Origin of the sequence: Nitrospirillum bahiense, assembly GCF_007828025.1 — a bacterium.
In the GTDB taxonomy this organism is placed as follows: Bacteria; Pseudomonadota; Alphaproteobacteria; order Azospirillales; family Azospirillaceae; genus Nitrospirillum; species Nitrospirillum amazonense.
On sequence record NZ_VITO01000003.1, the window covers coordinates 38989 to 59058 of the forward strand.

The following is a 20070-nucleotide window of genomic DNA, read 5'->3' on the forward strand; positions in this document are numbered from 1 at the left end:
TCGCCGGTTGCGAAGGCGTGTCAACCGGGCGCTCGGGGTCCGGAACCCGGCCCTACCCCAGCATGCTGGACAGCAGCGCCCGCAGCTGCGCCGGATTCAGCGGCTTTTTCAGCATCCAGTACTGGTGCTGCTTCACCTGGGCCTCGACCTCCGGCGTGTGGTCGGCGGTGACGATGATGGCGGGTGGGGCCAGGCCGGTGTCGGCGGCGATGACCTGGCGCAGGCGGGTGACCTCATCCGGGCCGGTGTGGCCATCGCCCAGGTGGAAGTCGGCGATCAGGGCGTCGGGGGGGCGGGGCAGGCGGCCCAGCACCTCCAGCGCTTCCTCTCCGGTGGACGCCACCGCCGCTTCGCAGCCCCACGTGGACAGCAGCGCCTGCATGCCCATCAGCGCGCTGGGCTCGTCATCCAGGACCAGGACCAAGGTTCCGTCCAGGGGACGGGCGTTGCCGTCGCCGGCCACACGGCGGGCGACGGCCGAGGCCGTCATGGCGCCCAAGGGCACGGCGACGGAGAAGATGGAGCCGCGGCCGACCATGGACCGGGTTTCCACCGTCACGTCCAGCACCTTGGCCACGCGGCGCACGATGGCCAGGCCCAGGCCCATGCCCCGGCCGGTGGCGCGGGTGCGTCCCTCACCCCTGGTCGAGTTCCCCGTGGGGCTGCCCAGCATGGGGCCCCGATGCAACTGGTGGAATTCCTTGAAGATCTCGTCCAGCTGGTCGGGCGGTATGCCGGGACCGCTGTCCCACACCTCGATGCGCAAGGTGTCGCCGCGCCGGCGGCAGCCCAGCAGCACGCCCCCCCGCTGGGTATAGCGCACGGCGTTGGACAGGAAATTCTGCACGATGCTGCGCAGCAGGCGGATATCGCTGCGCACGACCGCGCGCGACGGCACATAGCGCAGGGCCAGCCCTTGTTCCTGCGCCAACACCTGGTGCTCGGTGGACAGCGGGCCCAGCAGGCTGCCGATGGGGAAGTCCACGATTTCCGGCGACACCGCACCGGCGTCCAGCTTCGAGATGTCCAGCAGGGCATCCAGCAGGCCTTCCACCGCGCCAAGCGACACGTCGATGTTGTCGATCAGCGACCGGTTCTTGCGCGTATGCTCCAGTTCCGCCAGGGCGGACACGAACAGGCGGGCGGAATTCAGGGGTTGCAGCAGGTCATGGCTGGCGGCGGCCAGGAACTTGGTCTTCGACAGGTTGGCCTGCTCCGCCTCCACCTTGGCGGACTGCAGGGCGCGCTCCACCTCCCGCCGCTCCGCGATCTCCTGCTGCAACTGGCCGTTCAGGGCGGTCAGCGCCGCGGTGCGCTCGGTCACCCGCCGCTCCAGCGTCTCATTCGCCTCCTTGATGGCGGCGTCGGCGCGGCGCCGCTCCGTGACGTCCTGCATCAGCGTGAAAAGGCCCAGGATCACCCGATCCTGATCGGCATGGGGCAGCCCGATATGGGGCACGAAGGTGACATGGGCGTAGCGCGGCTCCGCCAGATTGTCCGGATCGCCGGTGGGCGTCAGCTCCACCTCGAACGACACGGTCTGCCCGGCCAGGGCCTGGCGGATGTAGGCGCGGCTGCGCTCATAGAAGGCGGGCGCCAGCACGTTACGCATGCGCCGGCCCAGAATGGCCGTTTCCGGCCGGCGCAGCCATTGCCGGTAGGGGGCGTTGACGAACTGGTAGCGCTCGTCCGCGTCGGCGTAGGCGATCAGGGCCGGCATGGCGTCGGTCACCAGGCGGATGCGCCGCTCGCTGTCGCGCAGCGCTTCTTCATTGCGCTTGCGCTCGGTGATGTCGGTGAAGGTCAGGACGAAGCCGCCGTCGGGCATGGGATTGCGCTCGATATCCAGCACCCGGCCGTTGAACCAGGTCTGTTCCAGCCGCAGCGGCAGCGGGTTGTTCTGGGGGTCCAGGAAACGCGGCTCGCTGATGCCATGGGCCAGCAGGCCGTCATTGAAGCGCTGGAAATCGGCGAAGACGGCGCCGCGCCGCACGCAGCGGGGCGTCAGGTCCAGCAGGCGCACGAACTCGTTGTTCCAGGCCACCAGCGCCAGTTGGGCGTCGTACACCGCCACCCCTTGGAAGATGTTGTCCAGCGTGGCCTGCAGCAGGGTGCTCTTCTGCGCCAGCGCCGCCTTCCACTGCTGCGTTTCCCGTCGTTTCAGGGCGGTGATGTCGGTGTAGATGGCGACGACGCCGCCGTCATTGGTGCGCTTCTCATTGATCTGCATCCAGCGGCCGTCGCTCAGCGCGTGGACGGTAGGGCCCTGGCAATCGGCATGCTGGCGCAGGCGGCGGCGGACCCAGCCGTCGGGGTCGCGATAGGCATCCATCACGCTTTTGCGCTGCACCGCCAGGTGCACCATGTCGCTGAACGACATGCCGGGGTGGACGTCGCCCGCCATGCCGGGCCAGAAGCTGAGATAGTCCTGGTTGAACAGCACCAGCCGGTCGTCGGCATCGAACAGGGCGAAGCCGCCGCTGACCGCCTCGATGGCGGTGAACAGGCGCAGGCGGGCCGTTTCCGCCTGCTCCCGTGCCATGGCGGCTTCCTGATAGGATTGCTCCAGGTCAACCAGCGCCTCTTCCAGCGACCGGGTGCGCGACCGGACCTGGTTCTCCAGACTGATGGCGGTCTGGAACAGCGAAAAGGCTGAGCCCTGGCCGTCCACATGGCGCTCCACCCGGTCCATCAGCGACTGGTTGATGCGCGTCAGCTTCGCCACCTGCTGTTCCAGGTCGGCGATACGGCGCGTCGCGTCCGCGTCGGCCGGCACCGGAGCTGCGTCCCGGTTGGCGGGCAGGGGCTTGGGAATGATCATGTCCCACCGATGGCGACGCCGGTGAAGGTCTGGTTCACGTGCATGGACATGTACTGCTCGCCATAGGTGCAGAAGCCGGTGACGCGGTGGGCGACGAACAGATCCGACACCGCGGCCTTCAGGTTGCGCTGTTCCGTTTCCAGGTTTCGCAAGACGCAATCGAACCCGATGATGGCATCCAAGGGACCGATCTCCCGTTCCAGCCGGCGGAACAATTCATGGAGATTTTCCACGATATCGATGCCGCGCGCCACCGTCAGCACCAGGCCCTCGTCGATGGCGCAGTGGAAGGTCAGGCTGTTGTCCGGGTTCACCTTCTGGATGGAGCGGACGTGGTACTGGCCGCCCACCCGCACCACCACGGGATGGGCGGCGAAAATCTTGGGCGTCAGCGGCTCGTTCGACAGGCCCACCAGGCGGGCATATTCCAGGGCCGCCGGCTCGGCGTTGATCTCGAACACCCGGCGGGTTTCCAGGTCGGCGCCGGTCACCACCATCTTGTGTTCCGTCGGCACGAAATGCTCCGTCTTGAAGACGGAGAAGCGCCGGCGGGTGGTGATCAGCAGCAGGATGGCGGCGTCGCTGACGCAGCGGCCCTCATGCAGGACGATGGTGGATTTGAAATCCAGTCCGTCGCCGGCCGACCCGCCGATCAGCGGCAGGCCCGCCAACGCGTTGCCGATGGCGCTGACCAGCTGTTCCTCGCGCGTCGACAGGCCGTCGACCAGCAGCAGGCCGAAGCCAGGCCGCCCCTGGGCCTGGGCATGGCGCTCGGATACCAGTTGATGTGTCCGCTCGATGGTGTTGGCGATCTGGAATTGGCTCAACCCCTCGAACAGGGCGGAATGGACCATGAAATCCGCCGCCGGGAAGCTGATGCCGGTGAGGCCGTTGCTGATGTAGCCGAAGGGTGTGATTTCGCCCGCTGTGGTACAGCCGAAGACAGGCGTGGAACCGAACGCCTCCTTCAGCGCCGACAGCATCTCCTCCCGGTCATAGGCGGGGGAGAAGAAGACCAGGATGCCAGCCGCGTCGCCGCCGTCCCCGATCTGTTGGCGCAGCTCCGCCACCGCCGCGTGGGCGTCCGTCTTGTCGGACCCGCCGCGGCGCAAGGGCAGGGTGGGGCCCCCATCGCCGCGGGCGCGCGTCCGCGCCGGCGCCACCGGGAAGGGCGGCAGGGGCGGCAGGGAAGGGGCCGGAGGCATGGGGGTGGCACCGTTCATCCGCGGCGGGGTGCTGCCGGACCGCGCCGCCACCTTGGTTTTGGTTGGGGATGTGGCACCGGGCCCGTCAACGGGGCGGGTCTTGGCACCGGGCTGCTGTCCGCTGTGGGATTGGCCGCTGTGGGATTGGCCGCTGTGGGATTGGCCATTGTCGCCAGGCTTAGTTTTCATGGGTCCATCCGGGTGCGGTGCGGCGGCCGGTGGGCCGCATGCGAACCGCCCCATGATTTCATAGGCTTTTCCCAGCGTGCGCAACCGGCTGGCAACCCGCAACGGTTCTTTAGTTCTATTGCGCGGACAAGGCAAACGACTTCAAGTTTCAAATTAAGGTGGGGCCAAGAAAGACCCCGCCAAACAGCAGGGAAATGATCGGCGCGCGGAAACTTCCGCCGAATGGCGTTTTATTGCCATGACCACCGGGCCGACACCCCGCAAATATAAGCCGGGAGGAAACAAGAATGAAATCCAAGCGGATGGCATTGTTTCTGGGCGTGACCGCGATCAGCGGCCTGGCATGTCTGCCGGGATCCATGGCGAAAGCCGACACCACCGACGATCTTCTGGCCAAATTGTTGGCCAAAGGCATCCTGTCCCAGCAGGAATACGACCAACTGAAACAGCGCAAGGCGGTCGAGACGCCGCCACCCCCGCCGCCGGCGGCCGTAGCCAGCGCCAGCGCCGCGGCGGTGGCCGCCGCCCCGCCGCCCGATCCCTTCGCCGTGCGCATGACGGAAAAGGGCATCGGCGTGCATGTCGGCCCCGTCGATGTCACCCTGTCGGGGGAGATCAACGGCTACTATGTCCACGACAGTCCGGACAGCGTGGCGCCCAACCATGTGGTGGCGGGCGGCCTGGCGGCGGTGGGCAGCAGCGAGAACTCCTCCATCCGCAACGGTTTGCTACCCGGCAACTTCGCCGTGGAGCTGAAGACCCAGCAGGAAGGCTTCGACATCGTCGCCCATTTCGGCCTGTACCCGGGCCTGAACAGCGTGTCGGGGGTCGGGGGGGCCAACTCCGCCGGCGCCGCGCATGCCCTGGCGACGTCGGGCATCGACTTCCGCCAGCAGTACCTGACGGTGGGCACGCCCAGCATGGGCACGGTCAAGGTGGGCCGCGACATCGGCCTGTTCGGCCAGCAGGCGATCCTGAACGACTTCACCCTGTTCGGCGTGGGATCCACCGGCGGCAACGTGGCGCCGTCCAACACCTCGCTGGGGCGGATCGGCATCGGCTATGTCTACACCGACTTCATGCCCCAGATCACCTACACCACGCCCAAGTTCAGCGGCTTCACCGCCTCGGTCGGCATCTTCCAGCCGCTGGACGCCTTCAACTTCTCCGGCCAATCGGGCACCCTGTCCGCCCATGACGATCCGCAGATCCAGGCCGGCGTCAACTATGAGCTGCCGACCGACGCCAGCAGCCTGCTGAAGGCCCAGCTATGGGCCAACGTCGTCACCCAGGACCTGAAGAGCGTGTCGGCCGCCGAGGCACTGCCGCAGGGACGCAGCGTGCGGGGCACCGGCTGGGACTTCGGCGCCAAGGTCGATATCGCGGATGCCGAGCTGGTGGCCTATGGCTACACCGGCGACGCGCTGGGAACCACCGGCCTGTTCTTCGACGGCGTCAGCGCCGCTGGACAGGCGCGCAGTTCGGACGGCTACTACGTCCAGGGCAGCTATACCTTCTTCAAGAGGTTCACCCTGTCCGGCAGCTATGGGCTGAGCCGCCTGGGCTTGGCCTCGGGCGAGGTCAACCCCTTGCTGGTGAAGACCAACGAATCCTGGGCCGCCGGCTGCAAATATAAGCTGACCAGTTGGGTCAACCTGATCTGTGAGTATGCCCACACCACCGCCACGGCCCACGGCGGCAACAAGGCCCAGGAGGACACGATCGCCGCCGGCGCCATCGCGTTCTTCTAACCGGCCTTTATTCCTCTAACGGCGCCCCCTGCCGTGGGGTCACCATGGACGGGGCGCCGATCCAGCGGAACAGTGGAAGGCATGCGAAGCTTAAAGCCGTAGGTGCCGTAACGCGCCTGTTTGCGCCTAAGGGATGAGGGGGTGCCGTGGATGCGGCACCGGCTGGTGCCTTGACGGAAAGGTAATTTAGAATTATTTTAAATACAGGGGCGGACATGTGGCCGTTCCTCAAAACCGGAGGAAATGTTATGAGCTGGAAGACTCCGAAGATCGTTGAAATCGCGCTGGGCATGGAAATCAACTGCTACGCTTGCGCGGAAGTGAAATAAGCAATTCAACGACTTGGGGCCGCCGCTGGTCTTCCGGGCGTTGGATCCGGCCGGCCGCGACGGCCCCCCGTGCTTGGCTTGGCGCCTAAGGACCCATGCATATCCTTGTTCTCGGCGCGGCGGCCGGCGGCGGGTTTCCCCAATGGAACTCGCATGCCGAGGCTTGCCGGCGGGCGCGCGCTGGCGATCCGGCGGTACTGCCCCGCACCCAGGCCTCGCTGGCGGTCAGCCGCGACGGCCGGGATTGGTTCCTGCTGAATGCGTCCCCCGACCTGCGGCAGCAAATTGCCGCCAACCCGGCGCTGCACCCCAGCCACGGTCTGCGTTCCTCTCCCATCGCAGGTGTGGTGCTGAGCGGCGGAGATGTGGACGTCATCGCCGGTTTGCTGAACCTGCGGGAACGCCAACCCTTCACCCTGCACGGCACCGCCCGCACCCTGGGCATCCTGGACGCCAATCCGATCTTCGAGGTGCTGGCCCGTGACGTGGTGGCGCGAAGCGTGCTGCCGCTGAACGAGCGCGTGCCCCTGACCGGGGGCGGCATCGGCGGCGCGGAGAGTGGGCTGTGGATCGAGCTGTTCCCGGTGCCCGGCAAGGTGCCGCTGTATCTGGAGGGCCACGACGGGCCGCCCCCTATCGAGGAGGGGGAGGACACGGTGGGCGTGGCGGTGGATGACGGCGAACGCCGTTTCTTCTTCATTCCCGGCTGTGCCGCCATGACGGCGGCGCTGGCCGATCGCCTGCGCGGTGCCGAGTTGGTGTTCTTCGACGGCACACTTTATACCGATACCGAAATGATCGATGCCGGCCTTGGGAAGAAGACCGGTCTGCGCATGGGACACATGAGCGTGGACGCCACCCTTGCCGCCTTCGCCGGCCTGGACGTTCACCGCCAAATCTTCATCCACATCAACAATTCCAACCCCATCCTCATGGACGACAGCCCGCAGCGCCGGGTGGTGGACCAAGCGGGATGGGAGGTGGCCTTCGACGGAATGGAAATCGCCTTATGACCGCTGAGCCGCAGGATCGCGTCCTATCGCCGGAAGAGTTGGAGGCGGCGTTGCGCGCCGTGGGGGCGGAGCGATACCACAACCTGCATCCCTTCCATAAGTTGCTGCACAGCGGCGCCTTGAATAGGGGCCAAGTCCAGGCCTGGGCCCTGAACCGCTATTATTATCAAAGCCGTATCCCGGCCAAGGACGCGGTGTTGCTGTCCCGCCTGCCCACACCGGATCTGCGCCGGCTTTGGCGCAGCCGGCTGGAGGACCATGACGGCTTCCCCGGGGCGGACACCCCCGCCAACGGCGGCATCGAGCGCTGGTTGCGCCTGGCTACCGGCGTGGGGCTGGACCGCGACTATGTCCAATCCACCGTCGGCATCCTGCCGGCCACGCGCTTCGCCGTGGACGCCTATGTTTCCCTGGTGCGGGACCGTAGCGTGCTGGAGGCGGTGGCCTCCTCCCTCACCGAGATGTTTTCCCCCACCATCATCGCCGAGCGTGTGTCCGGGATGCTGGCCAATTACGACTTCATCACCCAGGAAACCCTGGCCTACTTCACCCCCCGCCTGACCCAGGCGCCGCGCGACGTGGATTTCGCCCTGGCCTATGTGAAGGAACACGCCCGCACAGCGGAGCAGCAGCGGGGCGCCATCGCTGCCCTGACGGAGAAGTGCAACATCCTGTGGGCCCAACTGGATGCCCTGCACTTCGCCTATGTCGAGCCCGGCTACATCCCGCCCGGCGCCTTCATACCGGAAGGACGCCGGCGATGACCGATGCCGCGACCACGGAAGCGGTGGGCGAGGCATCGGTGCCGCGCTTTGCCCGGGGCGTGAAGTTCCGCTTCGACGACACCCGGAAAAGCTGGATGGTTTTGGCACCGGAACGACTTTTCCTACCGGATGAGGCGGCCACCGAGATCCTGAAGCTGGTGGATGGCCAGCGCAGCCTGGGGGCCATCATCGACGACTTGGCCACCCGCTTCGACGTGTCGCGGGACGAGATGGCGGGCGATGTGGGCGGCATGTTGCGCGACTTGGCCGAGAAAGGCGTGGTCCTGCTATGAGCCCCGCTTCCTCTCCTGCGGCCGGCCGTGGGGCCGTGTCGCCCCCGGTGGAGGCGCCGATGGGCCTGCTGATGGAGTTGACCCACCGCTGCCCGCTGCGCTGCCCCTATTGCTCCAATCCCGTGGAGCTGCAGCGGGCGGGGGAGGAGATGGACACCGCCACGTGGAAGCGTGTGCTGGGCGAGGCCGCCGCCCTGGGCATCCTGCAGGTGCACTTCTCGGGCGGGGAGCCCACGGCCCGCAAGGATCTGCCCGACCTGGTGCGTCATGCCGCAAGCCTGGGCCTCTACACCAACCTCATCACCTCCGGCGTGTTGCTGGACGGGGCGTCGCTGGCCGTGCTGGCCGACGCCGGCCTGGACCATGTGCAGCTGAGCTTCCAGGATGTGGAGGTGGAGAGTGCTGAGCGGATCGGCGGCATGCCGGGCGCCCAGGCGCGCAAGCTGGCGCTGGCTGGGCAGGTGACGGCGGCGGGCCTGCCCCTGACCCTGAATTTCGTCGTGCATCGCCAGAACCTGGACCGACTGCCGCAGATGATAGACCTGGGGCTGGAGCTGGGGGCGGCCCGCATCGAGGTCGCCCACGTCCAGTATTATGGCTGGAGCCTGATGAACCGTGACGCCCTGCTGCCCAGCCGGGCGCAGCTGGACGCGGCCACGGCGACGGTGGAGGCGGCGCGGGTGCGGCTGAAGGGCCGCATGGTCATCGACTACGTGCCGCCGGACTATTACGCCGCGCGCCCCAAGGCCTGCATGGGCGGCTGGGCCCGGCGGTTCATGAACATCTCCCCCGCCGGTCTCGCCTTGCCCTGCCATGCGGCGGAAACACTGCCCGGCTTCGATTGGCCCTCGGTCGCCACTGGCTCGCTGGCCGCGGCCTGGTACGACAGCGAGGCCTTCAACCGCTATCGCGGCACCGCCTGGATGCCGGAACCCTGCCAGGGGTGCGAGCGGCGGGAGGTGGACTGGGGCGGCTGCCGCTGCCAGGCCTTCGCCCTGACCGGCGATGCCGCCCGCACCGATCCCGCCTGCGCCCTGTCGCCCGACCACGGCGTCATGCTGGCGGCGGTGCGGGCGCGTGGCGAAGCGCCGGCCGAGTTCATCTATCGCCAATATGGGCTGGCGAAAACAGGTCCGGTGGACGGGACCCAGGTGAGGGAGACATGGCCCGCCGAACCCTGATCCGGGCCGGTTTTCTCTTCTGCGTGGTGGCCGGTTTGGGGCTGCCGGCGTCCCTGTGGGCGAAAGATATCTCTCTTACTCAGGTGGCGGCCGGCGTCTACGTGCGTTCCGGCGCGGTGCAGGACGCCACCGCCGCCAATGACGATGCCATCGCCAACATCGGCTTCATCGTCGGCCATGACGCCGTGGCCGTCATTGATCCGGGTGGCAGCGCCGGGGACGGTGCCCGGTTGCGGGCGCAGATCAAGGCTACGACAGGCCTGCCCATCCGTTATCTGATCTACACCCACGTCCATCCCGACCACGTGCTGGGCGCCGTCGCCTTCGCGGACGATCACCCGTTGGTGGTGGCCCATGCCCGCTTCGCCGCCGCCTGGGCGGAGCGGGGGGCCTACTATCGCCAGGGCTTGGCCCGCATCCTGGGCGGTGACCTGGCCCAGGCGGGGGCCAAGGCAGGTGACGCGCTGCCTCCCACCCAGGCTGTTGATACCACCGCCGACATCGACCTAGGCGGCCGTGTGCTGCACCTGGCGGCCTATGGCGCCGCCCATACCGACAGCGACCTGACGGTGTATGATGGGCAGACGCGCACCCTGTGGGCCGGCGACCTGCTGTTCCAGGACCGCATCCCGGCGCTGGACGGCAGCCTGACCGGCTGGCTGACGGTGCTGGGCCAGTTGAAGGCCCTGCCGGCGGTACGCGTGGTGCCAGGCCATGGCCCCGCCCAGCTGCCCTGGCCGGCCGGGGCGGCGGATGAGGAACGCTACCTCACCACGCTGGCCCGCGATGTCCGGGCTTTGCTGAAAAACGGCGGGGATATTGATGCCGCCGCCACCACGGTGGCGCGGTCGGAACGGGGCCGCTGGAAACTGTTCGACGCCTATAACGGCCGCAACGCCATCACCGCCTTCAAGCAACTGGAGTGGGAGGATCCGTCATGAAGTCCCGCCTGTTCGCTTTGGTTCTGCTGTCACTCCTGGCCGCCCCGCTTGTCGCCCGGGCCGAGGACCCGGCGGCCGACGCCGCCCGTTGGCAGGACCTGCGCCAGACCCTGTTCACCGCCCACACCCTGACCCCCGCCAAGGGGCAGATCGCGCTGGAGGCGCCGGACCGGGCCATGGACGCGGCCCTGGTGCCGGTGACCGTGACCCTGGACCCCACGCTGTCGCTGAAGGCCCTCTACCTGGTGGTGGACAACAACCCCGCCCCCCTGGTCGGCACCTTTCATTTCGGCCCTGCGGCCGTGCCGGCGCAGGTGAAGACCCGCATCCGGGTGGACGCCTATACCCACATGCACGCCGTGGCGGAAACGATGGACGGACATTGGTTCGTGACCGAGCGCTACATCAAGGCCGCCGGCGGCTGCTCCGCCCCCGCCACCAAGGACGCCGCCCTGGCCATGGAGCGCCTGGGCCAGATGCGGCTGAAGACTTTGACCGAGGGTCCGGCCGGCCTGCCCAAGGGGGCGATCACCGCCCAGCTGCTGATCAGCCATCCCAATTACAACGGCATGCAGATGGACCAGGTGACCCGCAACTACACGCCCGCGCGCTTTGTCCGCGACATTACGGTCAAAAGCGGCGACGCCCTGGTCTTCCAGCTGGAGGCCGACATTTCCTTGAGCGAGGATCCGGCCATCACCTTCAGCTATCGGCCCCAGGGCCCACTAGCCGTCACCGTGCGCGACAGCACCGACGCCACCTTCAGCCACACCTTCGCGGGCGATGACAAGGGGTGAGGGGGCTTACGCCTGCACCCACCGGCTCATCTGGGGGAAGGGGGGCAGGCCGTTGTCGTCCATCAGGGCGAAGACGCCGGTGAAGCCGGTCATGCCCACGCGCGCCAGCCCGGCCAGCCCGTGGTGGGTGCCGGCCTCCAGCCACCGCTGCATGGGATGCGGGCCTTCGTACGCGTCGACGTGGTAGGAACCGGGGAAGAAGATGCACTCCAGCGGCACGCCCAAATGCAGGGCCGCGGCGTAGGACCAGGCCTGGGCCATCAGTTCGCCCTGCTGCAGGGGCACGGACAACCGTGGATCGGCCGGCAGGCCGGGTCCGGCCTCGGCGGCGATGGCGGCGCGCATGTCGGCCTCCAGATCCCGTCCCAACAGAGCGTGCAAGCGGCGGGGCAGGATGGCCATGTGCCCGGCCTCGTGCAACAGGTCGCCGGGGCCCACCAGCGTCTCAGGGTCCACATGGAGGACGCCGGCCGCGATGTTGACGCCGGGGAGGAAGCCGCCTTGCGCCCCCGCGCCGTACGTCACCGTGAAGCCAATGTCACGCAGGAAGCCGACGATGGGGTCCAGCGCCTCCGGATGGTATTTCACCGTCTATTTTCCCCCGCAATGGTCGGCCGGATTGTGGCGTGGGCCCGGGGGCGGCGCAAGACGGATGGACGCCGGCCCTCACGTGCAGCGCAGGTTGACCTCGGCCTGGGCGCGGCGCAGCTTTTCCACCTCGTCCTTGGCGATGGGGGTGTCGCGGAACATCGCGCCCCGGTCGCCGAGGCCGCCCTGTTGCATGCGCAGGATCGTGTCCGCCTTCTCATAATCGTCGTAGGGCATCATGTCGGCGATGGTGTCGATGCCACAGGCGCACTTGCCCAGCAGCTCGTGCTTGAAACCATTGGATGCCAGGCAACCGATGACGTAGTCGGCGCGCACGGCGGTGGGATAGTCGTAACGGGGATGATGCTCCCCCTTGGCCTTGGGTTCCGCGGCACTAGCCGATGCCGGCGCCATTGTCAGCCCCACCAGGGCCGTCATCGCCAGCAGGGACCGCGTTACGCGCATCATGGACTCCTCCCGATCTTATTATCGGGAAAGCCTAGCGCAGGGACCCGTCCGCGACCATGACCGATTGGTAGTACGAGGGGCGGGGGCGGCGGCTTTCACAGGCGCCTGATGCTCAACAGGTCCAGGACCAGGCGGTCCCGCCACGCATCGTCCGCCCGGATGTCCCGCGCCCGTCGGCAGGCGGCGACGGCCAGGTCCCGGCCGCTGTCGGGGGTGACATGGCGTATGGTTTCGGGGCAGAGGCCGCGCAGTTCGTCCACCACCTCGGGCGGGGGCGGCAGGGCGGTGGCCAGGAAGGCTTCCGGCCCGCGGAATTCGTCCCGGCGAAACAGGTCGATCATGTAGTCGCACCCCATTTGCGGCCGGACGGACTGGTGGGGAACGCGGCTGATCATGGGGAACAGGGGGGCAAGGTCGGGGATCACCAGGTTGGGGTAGATCTCCCCACCCCAATATTTGCCGGCGATCTCGATGAAATGGGCGATGTCCCGTATGGGCACCAGCCCGCACTCCTGCACCGGCAGGATTTCGACCTTGGGCTTGGTGACGACGACCGTGTCGTTGGCCACGTCGGCGTACAGGCTGCCGATCTGGAAGGCGTTCTGGAAATAGGTGCCGCGCAGCGCGCCCCAGATGGTGCGGATGCGGCCGCCCTGGCGAAGGAAGGAGGCGAGGGCGTGCTCCACCGGATGGGCAGGCTCGCGCAAGCGCCGGCCCAGGATCGCCATGGCCGCCCGCGTGATCTCCTCACAGCGGCCCAGGGGATACGGCTTGACCGGGCTGACCGGCCGCAGCGCGGGCTGCAGCTCCGCGTCCACCTGCGCGCGCACCTCGGCGAGATAGACCATCAGCTGCGGCTGGATGGGCAGCACCATCCGTGCCGTCAGCCGTTCCATCTCCGGCGTTGGTGTCTCGATCTCCTGCGGCAGCAATCGGTCCATCACCGGGCCATCACCCGGCCCGCCGGATCAGCGCCGACCAGTCGTTGAGGGAGATGAGGTGGGCGTAAGCCGCGGCCAGCCAACCCTTGTCGCGCCAATGCGCCAACGTTTCCGCCGGGAGCCGGTTCAGCCTTTCCTCATCGATGACGCGAAAGCCGGACAGGCTGGGCGTCTCGCCGGAGGGCAAGGTGATGTCCGCCCGCCGTTCGGTCAGCAAGTCACCGTCAAGCAGGGCCGCGACGAAGCCCATGGTCAGCGCGTGGGATGCCTGGTACTCGCGCGCGAAGTCCAGAGCCTGAAGCGTCAGGTCGGTGGGCGCGCCGTTCACGAAGAAAGGGTTTTCCGTTCCCGCCACCACGGCGTCCGCCGCCTCGTCCACGCACAAGGTCAGTTGGTCCGCTTCCGCGTCCTCCAGGAAAATGAAGGGGTAACGGCGGACGTAGGCCGGGATGTAGGCGCCCTCGTCCCAGCGGCCATCGGCGTGCACGAACAGATTCTGTCCTTCACGCAGGCCCAGCAGGGCGATGGGGGCCGCGGCCTCGCCGGCGAACAGGATGGGGATGGACCGGCAGGCGGCGGCGAACTCACCCATCACCAGGGGAACCGCGTGCGCCCCGGCGGCGAAGCCGTAACCGATGGGCTGCCGCAGGGACATGGCCTCGTCCAGGGTGGCCTGCATCAGGCGCGGCTGCTTGTAGAAGAGGGGAAGCGTGAGGTCGTCTGTCATCGCATGCGGCTTTTCATAAGGGGCGGGGTCGGCGGTTGGCGTTCAGAAGCTGCCTTCGCGCAGCAGGATGGCCACGGTCCGGCGCCACAGGCTGCCCAGCAGGCTTTCGCGCGCGCCTTCCAGCGTCACGCGGCCGCGTTCCAGGCTGGCCGGGGCGGTGTCCTTGGCCGGCGCGATCAGCACGCGATATAGCGACTCCTCAGGCACCAACTGGTGCTGGCTGTCCTCGCGTGCCGCGATGTCGCCGCCATAAGTGCTGGCCAGATAGCGCCGGGTCAGCACGCGGGTGCTGGTGTCGTCGATGTCCTGGATGCGGCCGTCCACCGCGCTGGTCACGGTCTGGTCGGGGCGGAAGCGGCCCCGGTCCCCCACGGCCACGCGGTGCAGGTCGGCCTCGCGCACATAGGCTTCGATCATGGGATGCGCCGGGTCCAGCAGCAGGCCCAGCCGCTCCTTGGCCGGCAGCCATTCGCCGGGCGACAGCGGCTCCGCCACCTCGGCCATGATGCCGGCGAAGGGGGCGGTCACGGTCAGCTTGGCCTTCTCCGCCTCCAGCCCGCGCAGTTCGGCCTGCGCGGTCTCCAGCTCCTGCGCCGCGATGCGCTGGCGTTTGGGGTCAACGGCGGCACTGCCGCGGTATGCCGCTTCCCATTGCAGGGTCTGGATCTTCTGGCGCTGGCTGGCCAGCTTGTAGTCCAGGTCGGGGGAACTCAGGCGGAACAGCTCCTGGCCGGCCGCCACGCTCTGGCCGGCCTTGACCAGCACGGCGTCCATCCGCCCTGGCTGGTCCAGGAAAATCTCCATCTCCTGCGCGGCGCGCAGGACGGCCGGCGCCGTCACCGTGCTGCGCCAGGGAATGACGGCCAGGGCCAGCAGGCCCAGCGCCACGGCCGCCGTGGTGGCGGAGCGGCGGTTCCAGGTCATGGTTCCCCGCCGCCGTATCCATTCCCGCACCTCGTTCAGGGGCGGGCGAAGGATGAACCACCACACCTCCACCAGGAAAAGGATGATGCCCAGCACCTTGAAGAACAGGTGGTAGACCAGCGCGGCGATGCCGACGAACAGGGTGAAGCGGTAAATCCAGGTGGCGAACGCCAGCGCGATCAACAGAGTGCGGCGCTTGGCCGGCAGCTCCTCCGGCACCGGTTCGCCCAGGTGGAACAGTCGCTCGCGCAGCCACCAGCGACCCAGCGCGAAGGCGCGGTCATGCAGGTTGGGCACGTCCAGCAGGTCCGACAGCAGGAAATATCCGTCGAAGCGCATGAAGGGGCTGGTGTTGACCAGCACGGTCATGATCCAGCTGGTGGTGGCCAGCAGGAAGGCGGCGGCCTTCACCGGCCCCTCCGGCAGGAAGGACCAGGCCAGCGTGGCATAGGCGGCCAGGGTCAGTTCCGCCCCCATGCCGGCCACGCCGATGGCCAGGCGCTGGCGCCGGTTGGGCAGCCGCCAGGCGTCGCTGACATCGGTGTAGAGCAGCGGGTACATGACCATGAAGGCGATGCCCATGGTCTGCACCCGGCAGCCATAGCGCTTGGCGGTCAGGGCGTGTCCCAACTCATGCACCACCTTGGCCACGGCCAGGCCGACGGCGCCGGTGATGAGGCCGGAGGGGGAGAGGAAGCTGACGAAGGTGGTGCGGAACTGGTCCCACTGCCGCGTCACCAAGTAAATGCCGAACAAGGCGGCGGCCAGCGTGACCAGGAAAAAGCCGCGGGTGAAGATCCAGGATACATAAGGCAGGGCCTGGGTCAGGAAACGGTCCGGCTTCACCAGCGGCACACGGAAGAACAGGTAGTTCTTCAGCAGCCACTGCCACAAGCCGGGCTTGCGCATCTCCGCCTGGCGCATGAGGGTCGAAACCGCCTGCGGCCCATGGCGCTGCAACAGGTTATTCAGCGCCAGGAACTGCGAGACGGCCATGACATCGTCGACGGTGACGCGCAGCGTGGTGTTGGACGCGACATCGGCGGCGATGGCCTGCGGCACCTCCAGATGCCAACGGCGCAGGATCTCGAACTCCAGCCAGCCCAGCCGATAGAAGCGTCCGGCTACCTGGTCATGCAGCGTCCAGCTGGGCGACCCATCCGCCAGGGCCGGCCCGGCCAGCAAGGTCAGTTCCTCCCGCAAGGGGGCCAGGCGCATGGGCGGGGCGTCCACCGACGCGGGCGCGGCGTTCGGAACCTCACCGTTCATCAGACGCCCAGCCGCTGACGCAGCGCCGCCAGCGGGCGGCGGAACAGGTAATAGAACAGGGTGGTGCGCTGGCCGTAGATCTTGGCCGTACCCTGCAGGCCGATGCGCACAGGGGCCTGGCCATCGTTGAACCGTGCCTTCAGGCGATAGGCCGCGACACCGTCCGTGCCCACCTCAGGCTGATAGGCCGCCAGGCGCACGGTGGCGTCCAGCGGATGCTGCGGATCGATGTTCAGGAACAGCGACACAGGGTCGCCCGTGTCCATGGCGATGGCGTCGGCCACCGGCAGCTTGATCTCCAGCTCCACATCCTTGGGCTCCGCCACCATCAGGATGCGCTCGCCTTGCGTGACCGGCCGTCCGATCCAGTCATTGACGTCGGTGAACACCGCCAGGCCGGCGCGCGGCGCGTGCACGACGATGCGCTTCAGCAGGTCCTGGACGTAGGTGACCTCCGCCATGGCCTGGTCGCGCTTGCCCTGCAGCACCACCAACTGGCCCTTGGCCTTCTCATCGAACACGGCCTGCTGCGCGGTCTGGCGGTACTCCGCCTCCGCCGCTTCCAGGGTGGCCTGGGCCACGTCCAGGCGGTTCTGCAGCCGCACCGGGTCCAGCTGGAACAGGGGCTGGTCCTCGGTCACCGGCTGGTTGGGCGTCACCAGGAACTTGTCGACCACGCCGTCGAACGGGGCCCGCACCACGGTCGGGGCCTGGGGGATGACCTCCGCCGGCGCCAGGGCTGACAGGCGCACGGGGAACAGGGATAGGGCCACCAGGCCCGCCGCGACATAGCCCAGGGTGCGCAAGGACTTCAGCCGGGCGGCGTCGCGATGCCAGCGCCGCTGCTGCCGGACCAAGCCGCCCCAGGCATGGGCGTAGGCGTCACCCAGATTTTCCAGCAGCACGCGCTCGCCATCCGTCCACGGCTCTTCCCGGGCCAGCAGCAGGCCGCCCAGGGACCGCTCATCCGGCGCCGTCAGCGGCAGCCACAGGCCGTGGGCCGGCAGGTACTCCGGCCACTCCTCGGCCAGATCCGGGGCCAGATCGGCCGTGGTCAGTTCCTTGATCGCGGCGGGATCACCATGGGCCGCCAGAAGGCGGCAGGCGTAGCGGGCATAGGGGCTGTCGGCATCCACGGAGGACAAGCCCGACACGGCCAGCACCGCGCCATCGCCCCGCTCGGTCCGCTGCCAGGCCAGCGCCTGGCGATAGCGCACTAGGCTGAAGGTGTCGTTCACCATCAGGAAGCCCAGTTCCTGCCCGGTGCGGGTATGCCGCGCCCGCTTCTGCAACTGCAGCAGGGTGGTCAGGCCGAACAGCTGCCGGCCGGCCAGCTCGGCCGCATCCGGGCGCTGGGGCGGTTCCTCCGGTGTGGGGGGCACGACGCGCATCACCCTGTCCTCAATTCGGAGCCGCTACGATGGCGCGGCCGCTCATGCCCGGCAGCAGCTCCGGGAATTTGCCGTCGATGACGGCGAAGACCCGGATGCTTTGCGAGACGGGATCGATGCGCGGCGACAGGCGGGCGACCTTGGCCGGGTACTTGCGGCCCGTTTCCTCAATGCCGATTTCCAGGGCGAAACCGGGCTTCAGCCACTTCAGCCACGACGACGGCACCAGCATTTCCGCCTCCAGTTCCGTCGGGTCCAGGATCTCCAGCAGTTTCTGCCCTTCCGCCACGGATTGGAAGCGTTTCACGTCCACCGGCCCCATGCGGCCGGCGAACGGGGCGGTGACCACGCAATGCGACGCGACCTCGCGCGCCATCTGCTGTTCGGCTTCGGCCATGGCGTGCTCCGCCGCCGCCGTTTCCACTTCCAATACGCCGATGGAATTCAGCGTGTTCAGCTTGCTCTTGACCTCATAGGTCTTGCGGGTCGCAGTCTCCTGGGCGTTGGCCTTGGCCTGGCGCGCCCTCTGGATGCCGCAGTCGAAGGCCACCAGCTTTTGCCCCTCGCTGAAACTGTCGCCCTCTCGCAACGGCAGTTCCGAAATCTGGGCGGCGATTTGCGACGACAGCACCGTGCTGCGCTTGGGTACCAACTGGGCGCGGATCTCGGGCATGGTGTCGGCACCGTGGGCCGTGACGGACAGGCCGAGAAGAAGCGCGGGCAGGATCAGGCTGAACCGGGGGCGGAACAAGGGGCGGACTCGCTGTTCGTTGCAAGGGGTTCGTTGCAAAGGCCGGCGTTGGACGGTCGCCGAAACAAGACGGGCCGGGAGGGAGGATCCCCGCCCGGCGCCGCTTTGGCTATGGCTCTCTGGAGTTACTGCGTCAAGGCCTTGCCGGGGTCGTCCAGTGTCGGCGTCTCGGCGGAGACCGACGCCTCGGCACCGAACATGCCGCTCTCGATACGGCGGTTCACCGTGGACACCGCGGCGGTCAGGGTCTTCAACGAATAGTCCGGCACGGCCTGGGGCAGCGGATCGATGCCGACCGAGACGTACAGTGACGCCAGCGCGTTCTGCATGTCGGCGTAGGCCCGGGCACGGGTCAGCTCCGCCACGATGCGCGACGCCGACGCCCGGACGCGGTCCACCTTGCCGGCGGCGCTGTTTTCCTGCTGCGCCAGCACCTGGTCGTAGATACGGCCCTCGATGTTGTCCAGCTCGGATGCCTCCAGGTACTGGGTGCGGGCGCGGCCCAACTGCTGCCAGGCCACGTTCACCTGGGTCAGCACGGCCATGGAGAGGGCAAGGTTGCGCACCTCGGCCTGGTCGCGCTGCGTCTCCGCCAGGCCCATGAAGTCATTGCCGGCCAGCAGGTTCACCAGGCCCCAGGACAGGCGCAAGCCCCCCTCGGCCCATCGCTGGTTCACCAGGAAGGAGTTGCTGTCATAGTCCAGACCGCCCTGGATGGACAGGTTGGGGAACAGCTTCAGGAAGGCCTTGTGCACCTCGTCCGTGGCGATGCGGCGGTTGTACGCCTGCTCGCGCAATTCCGGGCGGTTGATCAGGGCCGTGTGTTCCAGCTCGGTGATGGCGGTTTTCATCTCCGGCAGGGCGGTCGGGTTGTCCGGCAACACCAGCTGGTAGGGCGTCCCCGGGGGCAGGCCCATCAAGGCCGCCAATTGGGTCTTGGCCAGCGCCAGGTCGGCCTGCAGGTTCTCCAGCTGGCGGATGATGTCGATGGTCGCCTTCTCATCCCGCAGCACGTCCAGCATGGGCTTCAGGCGCTGCTTCTCCACCTGGCGGGTGTCTTCCAGGGCCTGGCGGGCATCGGCCAGGATGGGGTTGATGCGGTCGCCGATCTTCTCGGCCGCCACGGCCTGCCAATAGGCGGCGCGGACCTGCTGCACGATGCTGTTGACCGCCGAGCGGCGCTTCTCGGCCGTGGCCAGGGCCCGGTCGCCGTTCTGCCGGGCCTGGTAATAGCTGATGCCGAAATCCAGGACGCTCCAGCTCAGCTGCAGGTCGGCGGTGCCGGAGCGGCGGTCGCTGGAGATGGAGGGTTCCAGCGACTGCTTGCCGGTGAGGATGGAGTAGGAGGACGAGGCCAGTTCGTTACTGCGCGCCGTCAGGCCGCCATCCACCACCAGCTTGGGCAACAGGTCCCAGCGCGACACGTCGATCTGGCGGTTGGCAATGGCCTGGTCCATCAGCGCCAGCCGGTGGTCCAGGTTGTACTTGACCGCCCGGGCGATGGCTTCGTCCAGGGAGACGGCGACCGTCACCGGATCAATGCGGTCGCGAACGAGCTTCAGCGCCTCGGTGGCGCGGGTCTGGTTCTCATCCGACGTCAAGGGGCGGGGGGTGACGGAACACCCCGCCAGCAAGGCCACCAAGGCTCCGGCGACAATGGGCGTCGCCACGGTACGCGGGCGGGTGCGCCGCGCCGGCGCGGAATAAGGCAAGGACGTCATGGAGCC

Annotated in this window: 18 protein-coding genes; 8 read left to right on the forward strand and 10 right to left on the reverse strand. The window is 67.9% G+C overall.

The features are described from left to right. Positions 1 to 52 precede the first annotated feature (52 nt). Positions 53 to 2821, reverse strand: a complete 2769-nt coding sequence (locus FBZ88_RS05505) for a hybrid sensor histidine kinase/response regulator (RefSeq protein ID WP_145615806.1) — start codon at positions 2819 to 2821, stop codon at positions 53 to 55. Next, positions 2818 to 4215, reverse strand: a complete 1398-nt coding sequence (gene nosP / locus FBZ88_RS05510; RefSeq protein WP_246138518.1) for a nitric oxide-sensing protein NosP — start codon at positions 4213 to 4215, stop codon at positions 2818 to 2820. The genes FBZ88_RS05505 and nosP overlap by 4 nt, the downstream gene beginning before the upstream one ends. Before the next feature lie 287 nt (positions 4216 to 4502). On the opposite strand from nosP, the gene FBZ88_RS05515 reads away from it, so the two are divergent. The 8 genes from FBZ88_RS05515 (at position 4503) to FBZ88_RS05550 (ending at position 11284) form a co-directional block, all read left to right on the forward strand. After that, positions 4503 to 5966, forward strand: coding sequence for a porin (locus FBZ88_RS05515; RefSeq protein WP_211102539.1), 1464 nt, complete (start codon positions 4503 to 4505; stop codon positions 5964 to 5966). 248 nt (positions 5967 to 6214) lie between these two features. After that, on the forward strand, positions 6215 to 6295 hold the full coding sequence (gene pqqA / locus FBZ88_RS31505) for a pyrroloquinoline quinone precursor peptide PqqA (RefSeq protein ID WP_040849585.1): 81 nt from the start codon (positions 6215 to 6217) through the stop codon (positions 6293 to 6295). 95 nt (positions 6296 to 6390) lie between these two features. Next, the gene (pqqB, locus tag FBZ88_RS05525; RefSeq protein WP_145615807.1) at positions 6391 to 7308 is read left to right on the forward strand and encodes a pyrroloquinoline quinone biosynthesis protein PqqB; all 918 of its coding nucleotides are present in this window, start codon (positions 6391 to 6393) and stop codon (positions 7306 to 7308) included. After that, positions 7305 to 8072 carry a pyrroloquinoline-quinone synthase PqqC gene (gene pqqC / locus FBZ88_RS05530; RefSeq protein ID WP_040849582.1) on the forward strand — a complete coding sequence of 256 codons (768 nt, stop codon included), beginning with the start codon at positions 7305 to 7307 and terminating at the stop codon, positions 8070 to 8072. Before pqqB ends, pqqC begins: the two co-directional genes overlap by 4 nt. Beyond that, on the forward strand, positions 8069 to 8365 hold the full coding sequence (gene pqqD, locus FBZ88_RS05535; protein WP_145615808.1) for a pyrroloquinoline quinone biosynthesis peptide chaperone PqqD: 297 nt from the start codon (positions 8069 to 8071) through the stop codon (positions 8363 to 8365). The genes pqqC and pqqD overlap by 4 nt, the downstream gene beginning before the upstream one ends. Beyond that, positions 8362 to 9546, forward strand: a complete 1185-nt coding sequence (gene pqqE, locus FBZ88_RS05540) for a pyrroloquinoline quinone biosynthesis protein PqqE (RefSeq protein WP_145615809.1) — start codon at positions 8362 to 8364, stop codon at positions 9544 to 9546. The genes pqqD and pqqE overlap by 4 nt, the downstream gene beginning before the upstream one ends. Beyond that, complete coding sequence (locus FBZ88_RS05545; RefSeq protein WP_145615810.1) at positions 9528 to 10487, forward strand: quinoprotein relay system zinc metallohydrolase 2; 960 nt, start codon at positions 9528 to 9530, stop codon at positions 10485 to 10487. Before pqqE ends, FBZ88_RS05545 begins: the two co-directional genes overlap by 19 nt. Then, the gene (locus FBZ88_RS05550) at positions 10484 to 11284 is read left to right on the forward strand and encodes a quinoprotein dehydrogenase-associated SoxYZ-like carrier (protein WP_145615811.1); all 801 of its coding nucleotides are present in this window, start codon (positions 10484 to 10486) and stop codon (positions 11282 to 11284) included. Before FBZ88_RS05545 ends, FBZ88_RS05550 begins: the two co-directional genes overlap by 4 nt. Before the next feature lie 6 nt (positions 11285 to 11290). On the opposite strand, the gene FBZ88_RS05555 is transcribed toward FBZ88_RS05550, so the two are convergent. From FBZ88_RS05555 to FBZ88_RS05590, 8 genes are all read right to left on the reverse strand, one after another. Then, on the reverse strand, positions 11291 to 11872 hold the full coding sequence (locus FBZ88_RS05555; protein ID WP_145615812.1) for a hypothetical protein: 582 nt from the start codon (positions 11870 to 11872) through the stop codon (positions 11291 to 11293). A gap of 78 nt (positions 11873 to 11950) precedes the next feature. After that, positions 11951 to 12340, reverse strand: coding sequence for a hypothetical protein (locus FBZ88_RS05560; protein WP_145615813.1), 390 nt, complete (start codon positions 12338 to 12340; stop codon positions 11951 to 11953). A gap of 95 nt (positions 12341 to 12435) precedes the next feature. Beyond that, positions 12436 to 13281 carry a hypothetical protein gene (locus tag FBZ88_RS05565; RefSeq protein WP_145615814.1) on the reverse strand — a complete coding sequence of 282 codons (846 nt, stop codon included), beginning with the start codon at positions 13279 to 13281 and terminating at the stop codon, positions 12436 to 12438. Between the two features lie 10 nt (positions 13282 to 13291). Continuing rightward, entirely contained in the window at positions 13292 to 14008 is a 717-nt protein-coding gene (locus tag FBZ88_RS05570) for a SapC family protein (RefSeq protein ID WP_145615815.1), read from the reverse strand. 42 nt (positions 14009 to 14050) lie between these two features. Next, the gene (locus tag FBZ88_RS05575; RefSeq protein WP_145615816.1) at positions 14051 to 16201 is read right to left on the reverse strand and encodes a site-2 protease family protein; all 2151 of its coding nucleotides are present in this window, start codon (positions 16199 to 16201) and stop codon (positions 14051 to 14053) included. After that, entirely contained in the window at positions 16201 to 17592 is a 1392-nt protein-coding gene (locus FBZ88_RS05580; RefSeq protein ID WP_145615817.1) for an efflux RND transporter periplasmic adaptor subunit, read from the reverse strand. The genes FBZ88_RS05575 and FBZ88_RS05580 overlap by 1 nt, the downstream gene beginning before the upstream one ends. 10 nt (positions 17593 to 17602) lie before the next feature. After that, a complete protein-coding gene (locus FBZ88_RS05585; protein WP_004274188.1) occupies positions 17603 to 18343 on the reverse strand; it encodes an efflux RND transporter periplasmic adaptor subunit in 741 nt (246 codons plus the stop codon). Positions 18344 to 18468: 125 nt separating this feature from the next. Beyond that, positions 18469 to 20064, reverse strand: coding sequence for a TolC family protein (locus FBZ88_RS05590; protein ID WP_088875721.1), 1596 nt, complete (start codon positions 20062 to 20064; stop codon positions 18469 to 18471). Between the last annotated feature and the right edge of the window lie 6 nt (positions 20065 to 20070).

Bases quoted from the DNA above. Each gene is read 5' to 3' on its own strand.
- FBZ88_RS05505 (WP_145615806.1), bottom strand. From the start codon at position 2,821: ATGATCATTCCCAAGCCCCTGCCCGCCAACCGGGACGCAGCTCCGGTG.
- FBZ88_RS05515 (WP_211102539.1), top strand. From the start codon at position 4,503: ATGAAATCCAAGCGGATGGCATTGTTTCTGGGCGTGACCGCGATCAGC.
- nosP (WP_246138518.1), bottom strand. From the start codon at position 4,215: ATGAAAACTAAGCCTGGCGACAATGGCCAATCCCACAGCGGCCAATCC.
- FBZ88_RS05570 (WP_145615815.1), bottom strand. From the start codon at position 14,008: ATGACAGACGACCTCACGCTTCCCCTCTTCTACAAGCAGCCGCGCCTG.
- pqqD (WP_145615808.1), top strand. From the start codon at position 8,069: ATGACCGATGCCGCGACCACGGAAGCGGTGGGCGAGGCATCGGTGCCG.
- FBZ88_RS05580 (WP_145615817.1), bottom strand. From the start codon at position 17,592: ATGCGCGTCGTGCCCCCCACACCGGAGGAACCGCCCCAGCGCCCGGAT.
- FBZ88_RS05565 (WP_145615814.1), bottom strand. From the start codon at position 13,281: ATGGACCGATTGCTGCCGCAGGAGATCGAGACACCAACGCCGGAGATG.
- FBZ88_RS05545 (WP_145615810.1), top strand. From the start codon at position 9,528: ATGGCCCGCCGAACCCTGATCCGGGCCGGTTTTCTCTTCTGCGTGGTG.
- pqqB (WP_145615807.1), top strand. From the start codon at position 6,391: ATGCATATCCTTGTTCTCGGCGCGGCGGCCGGCGGCGGGTTTCCCCAA.
- pqqE (WP_145615809.1), top strand. From the start codon at position 8,362: ATGAGCCCCGCTTCCTCTCCTGCGGCCGGCCGTGGGGCCGTGTCGCCC.
- FBZ88_RS05560 (WP_145615813.1), bottom strand. From the start codon at position 12,340: ATGATGCGCGTAACGCGGTCCCTGCTGGCGATGACGGCCCTGGTGGGG.
- pqqA (WP_040849585.1), top strand. From the start codon at position 6,215: ATGAGCTGGAAGACTCCGAAGATCGTTGAAATCGCGCTGGGCATGGAA.
- FBZ88_RS05550 (WP_145615811.1), top strand. From the start codon at position 10,484: ATGAAGTCCCGCCTGTTCGCTTTGGTTCTGCTGTCACTCCTGGCCGCC.
- pqqC (WP_040849582.1), top strand. From the start codon at position 7,305: ATGACCGCTGAGCCGCAGGATCGCGTCCTATCGCCGGAAGAGTTGGAG.
- FBZ88_RS05590 (WP_088875721.1), bottom strand. From the start codon at position 20,064: ATGACGTCCTTGCCTTATTCCGCGCCGGCGCGGCGCACCCGCCCGCGT.
- FBZ88_RS05575 (WP_145615816.1), bottom strand. From the start codon at position 16,201: ATGAACGGTGAGGTTCCGAACGCCGCGCCCGCGTCGGTGGACGCCCCG.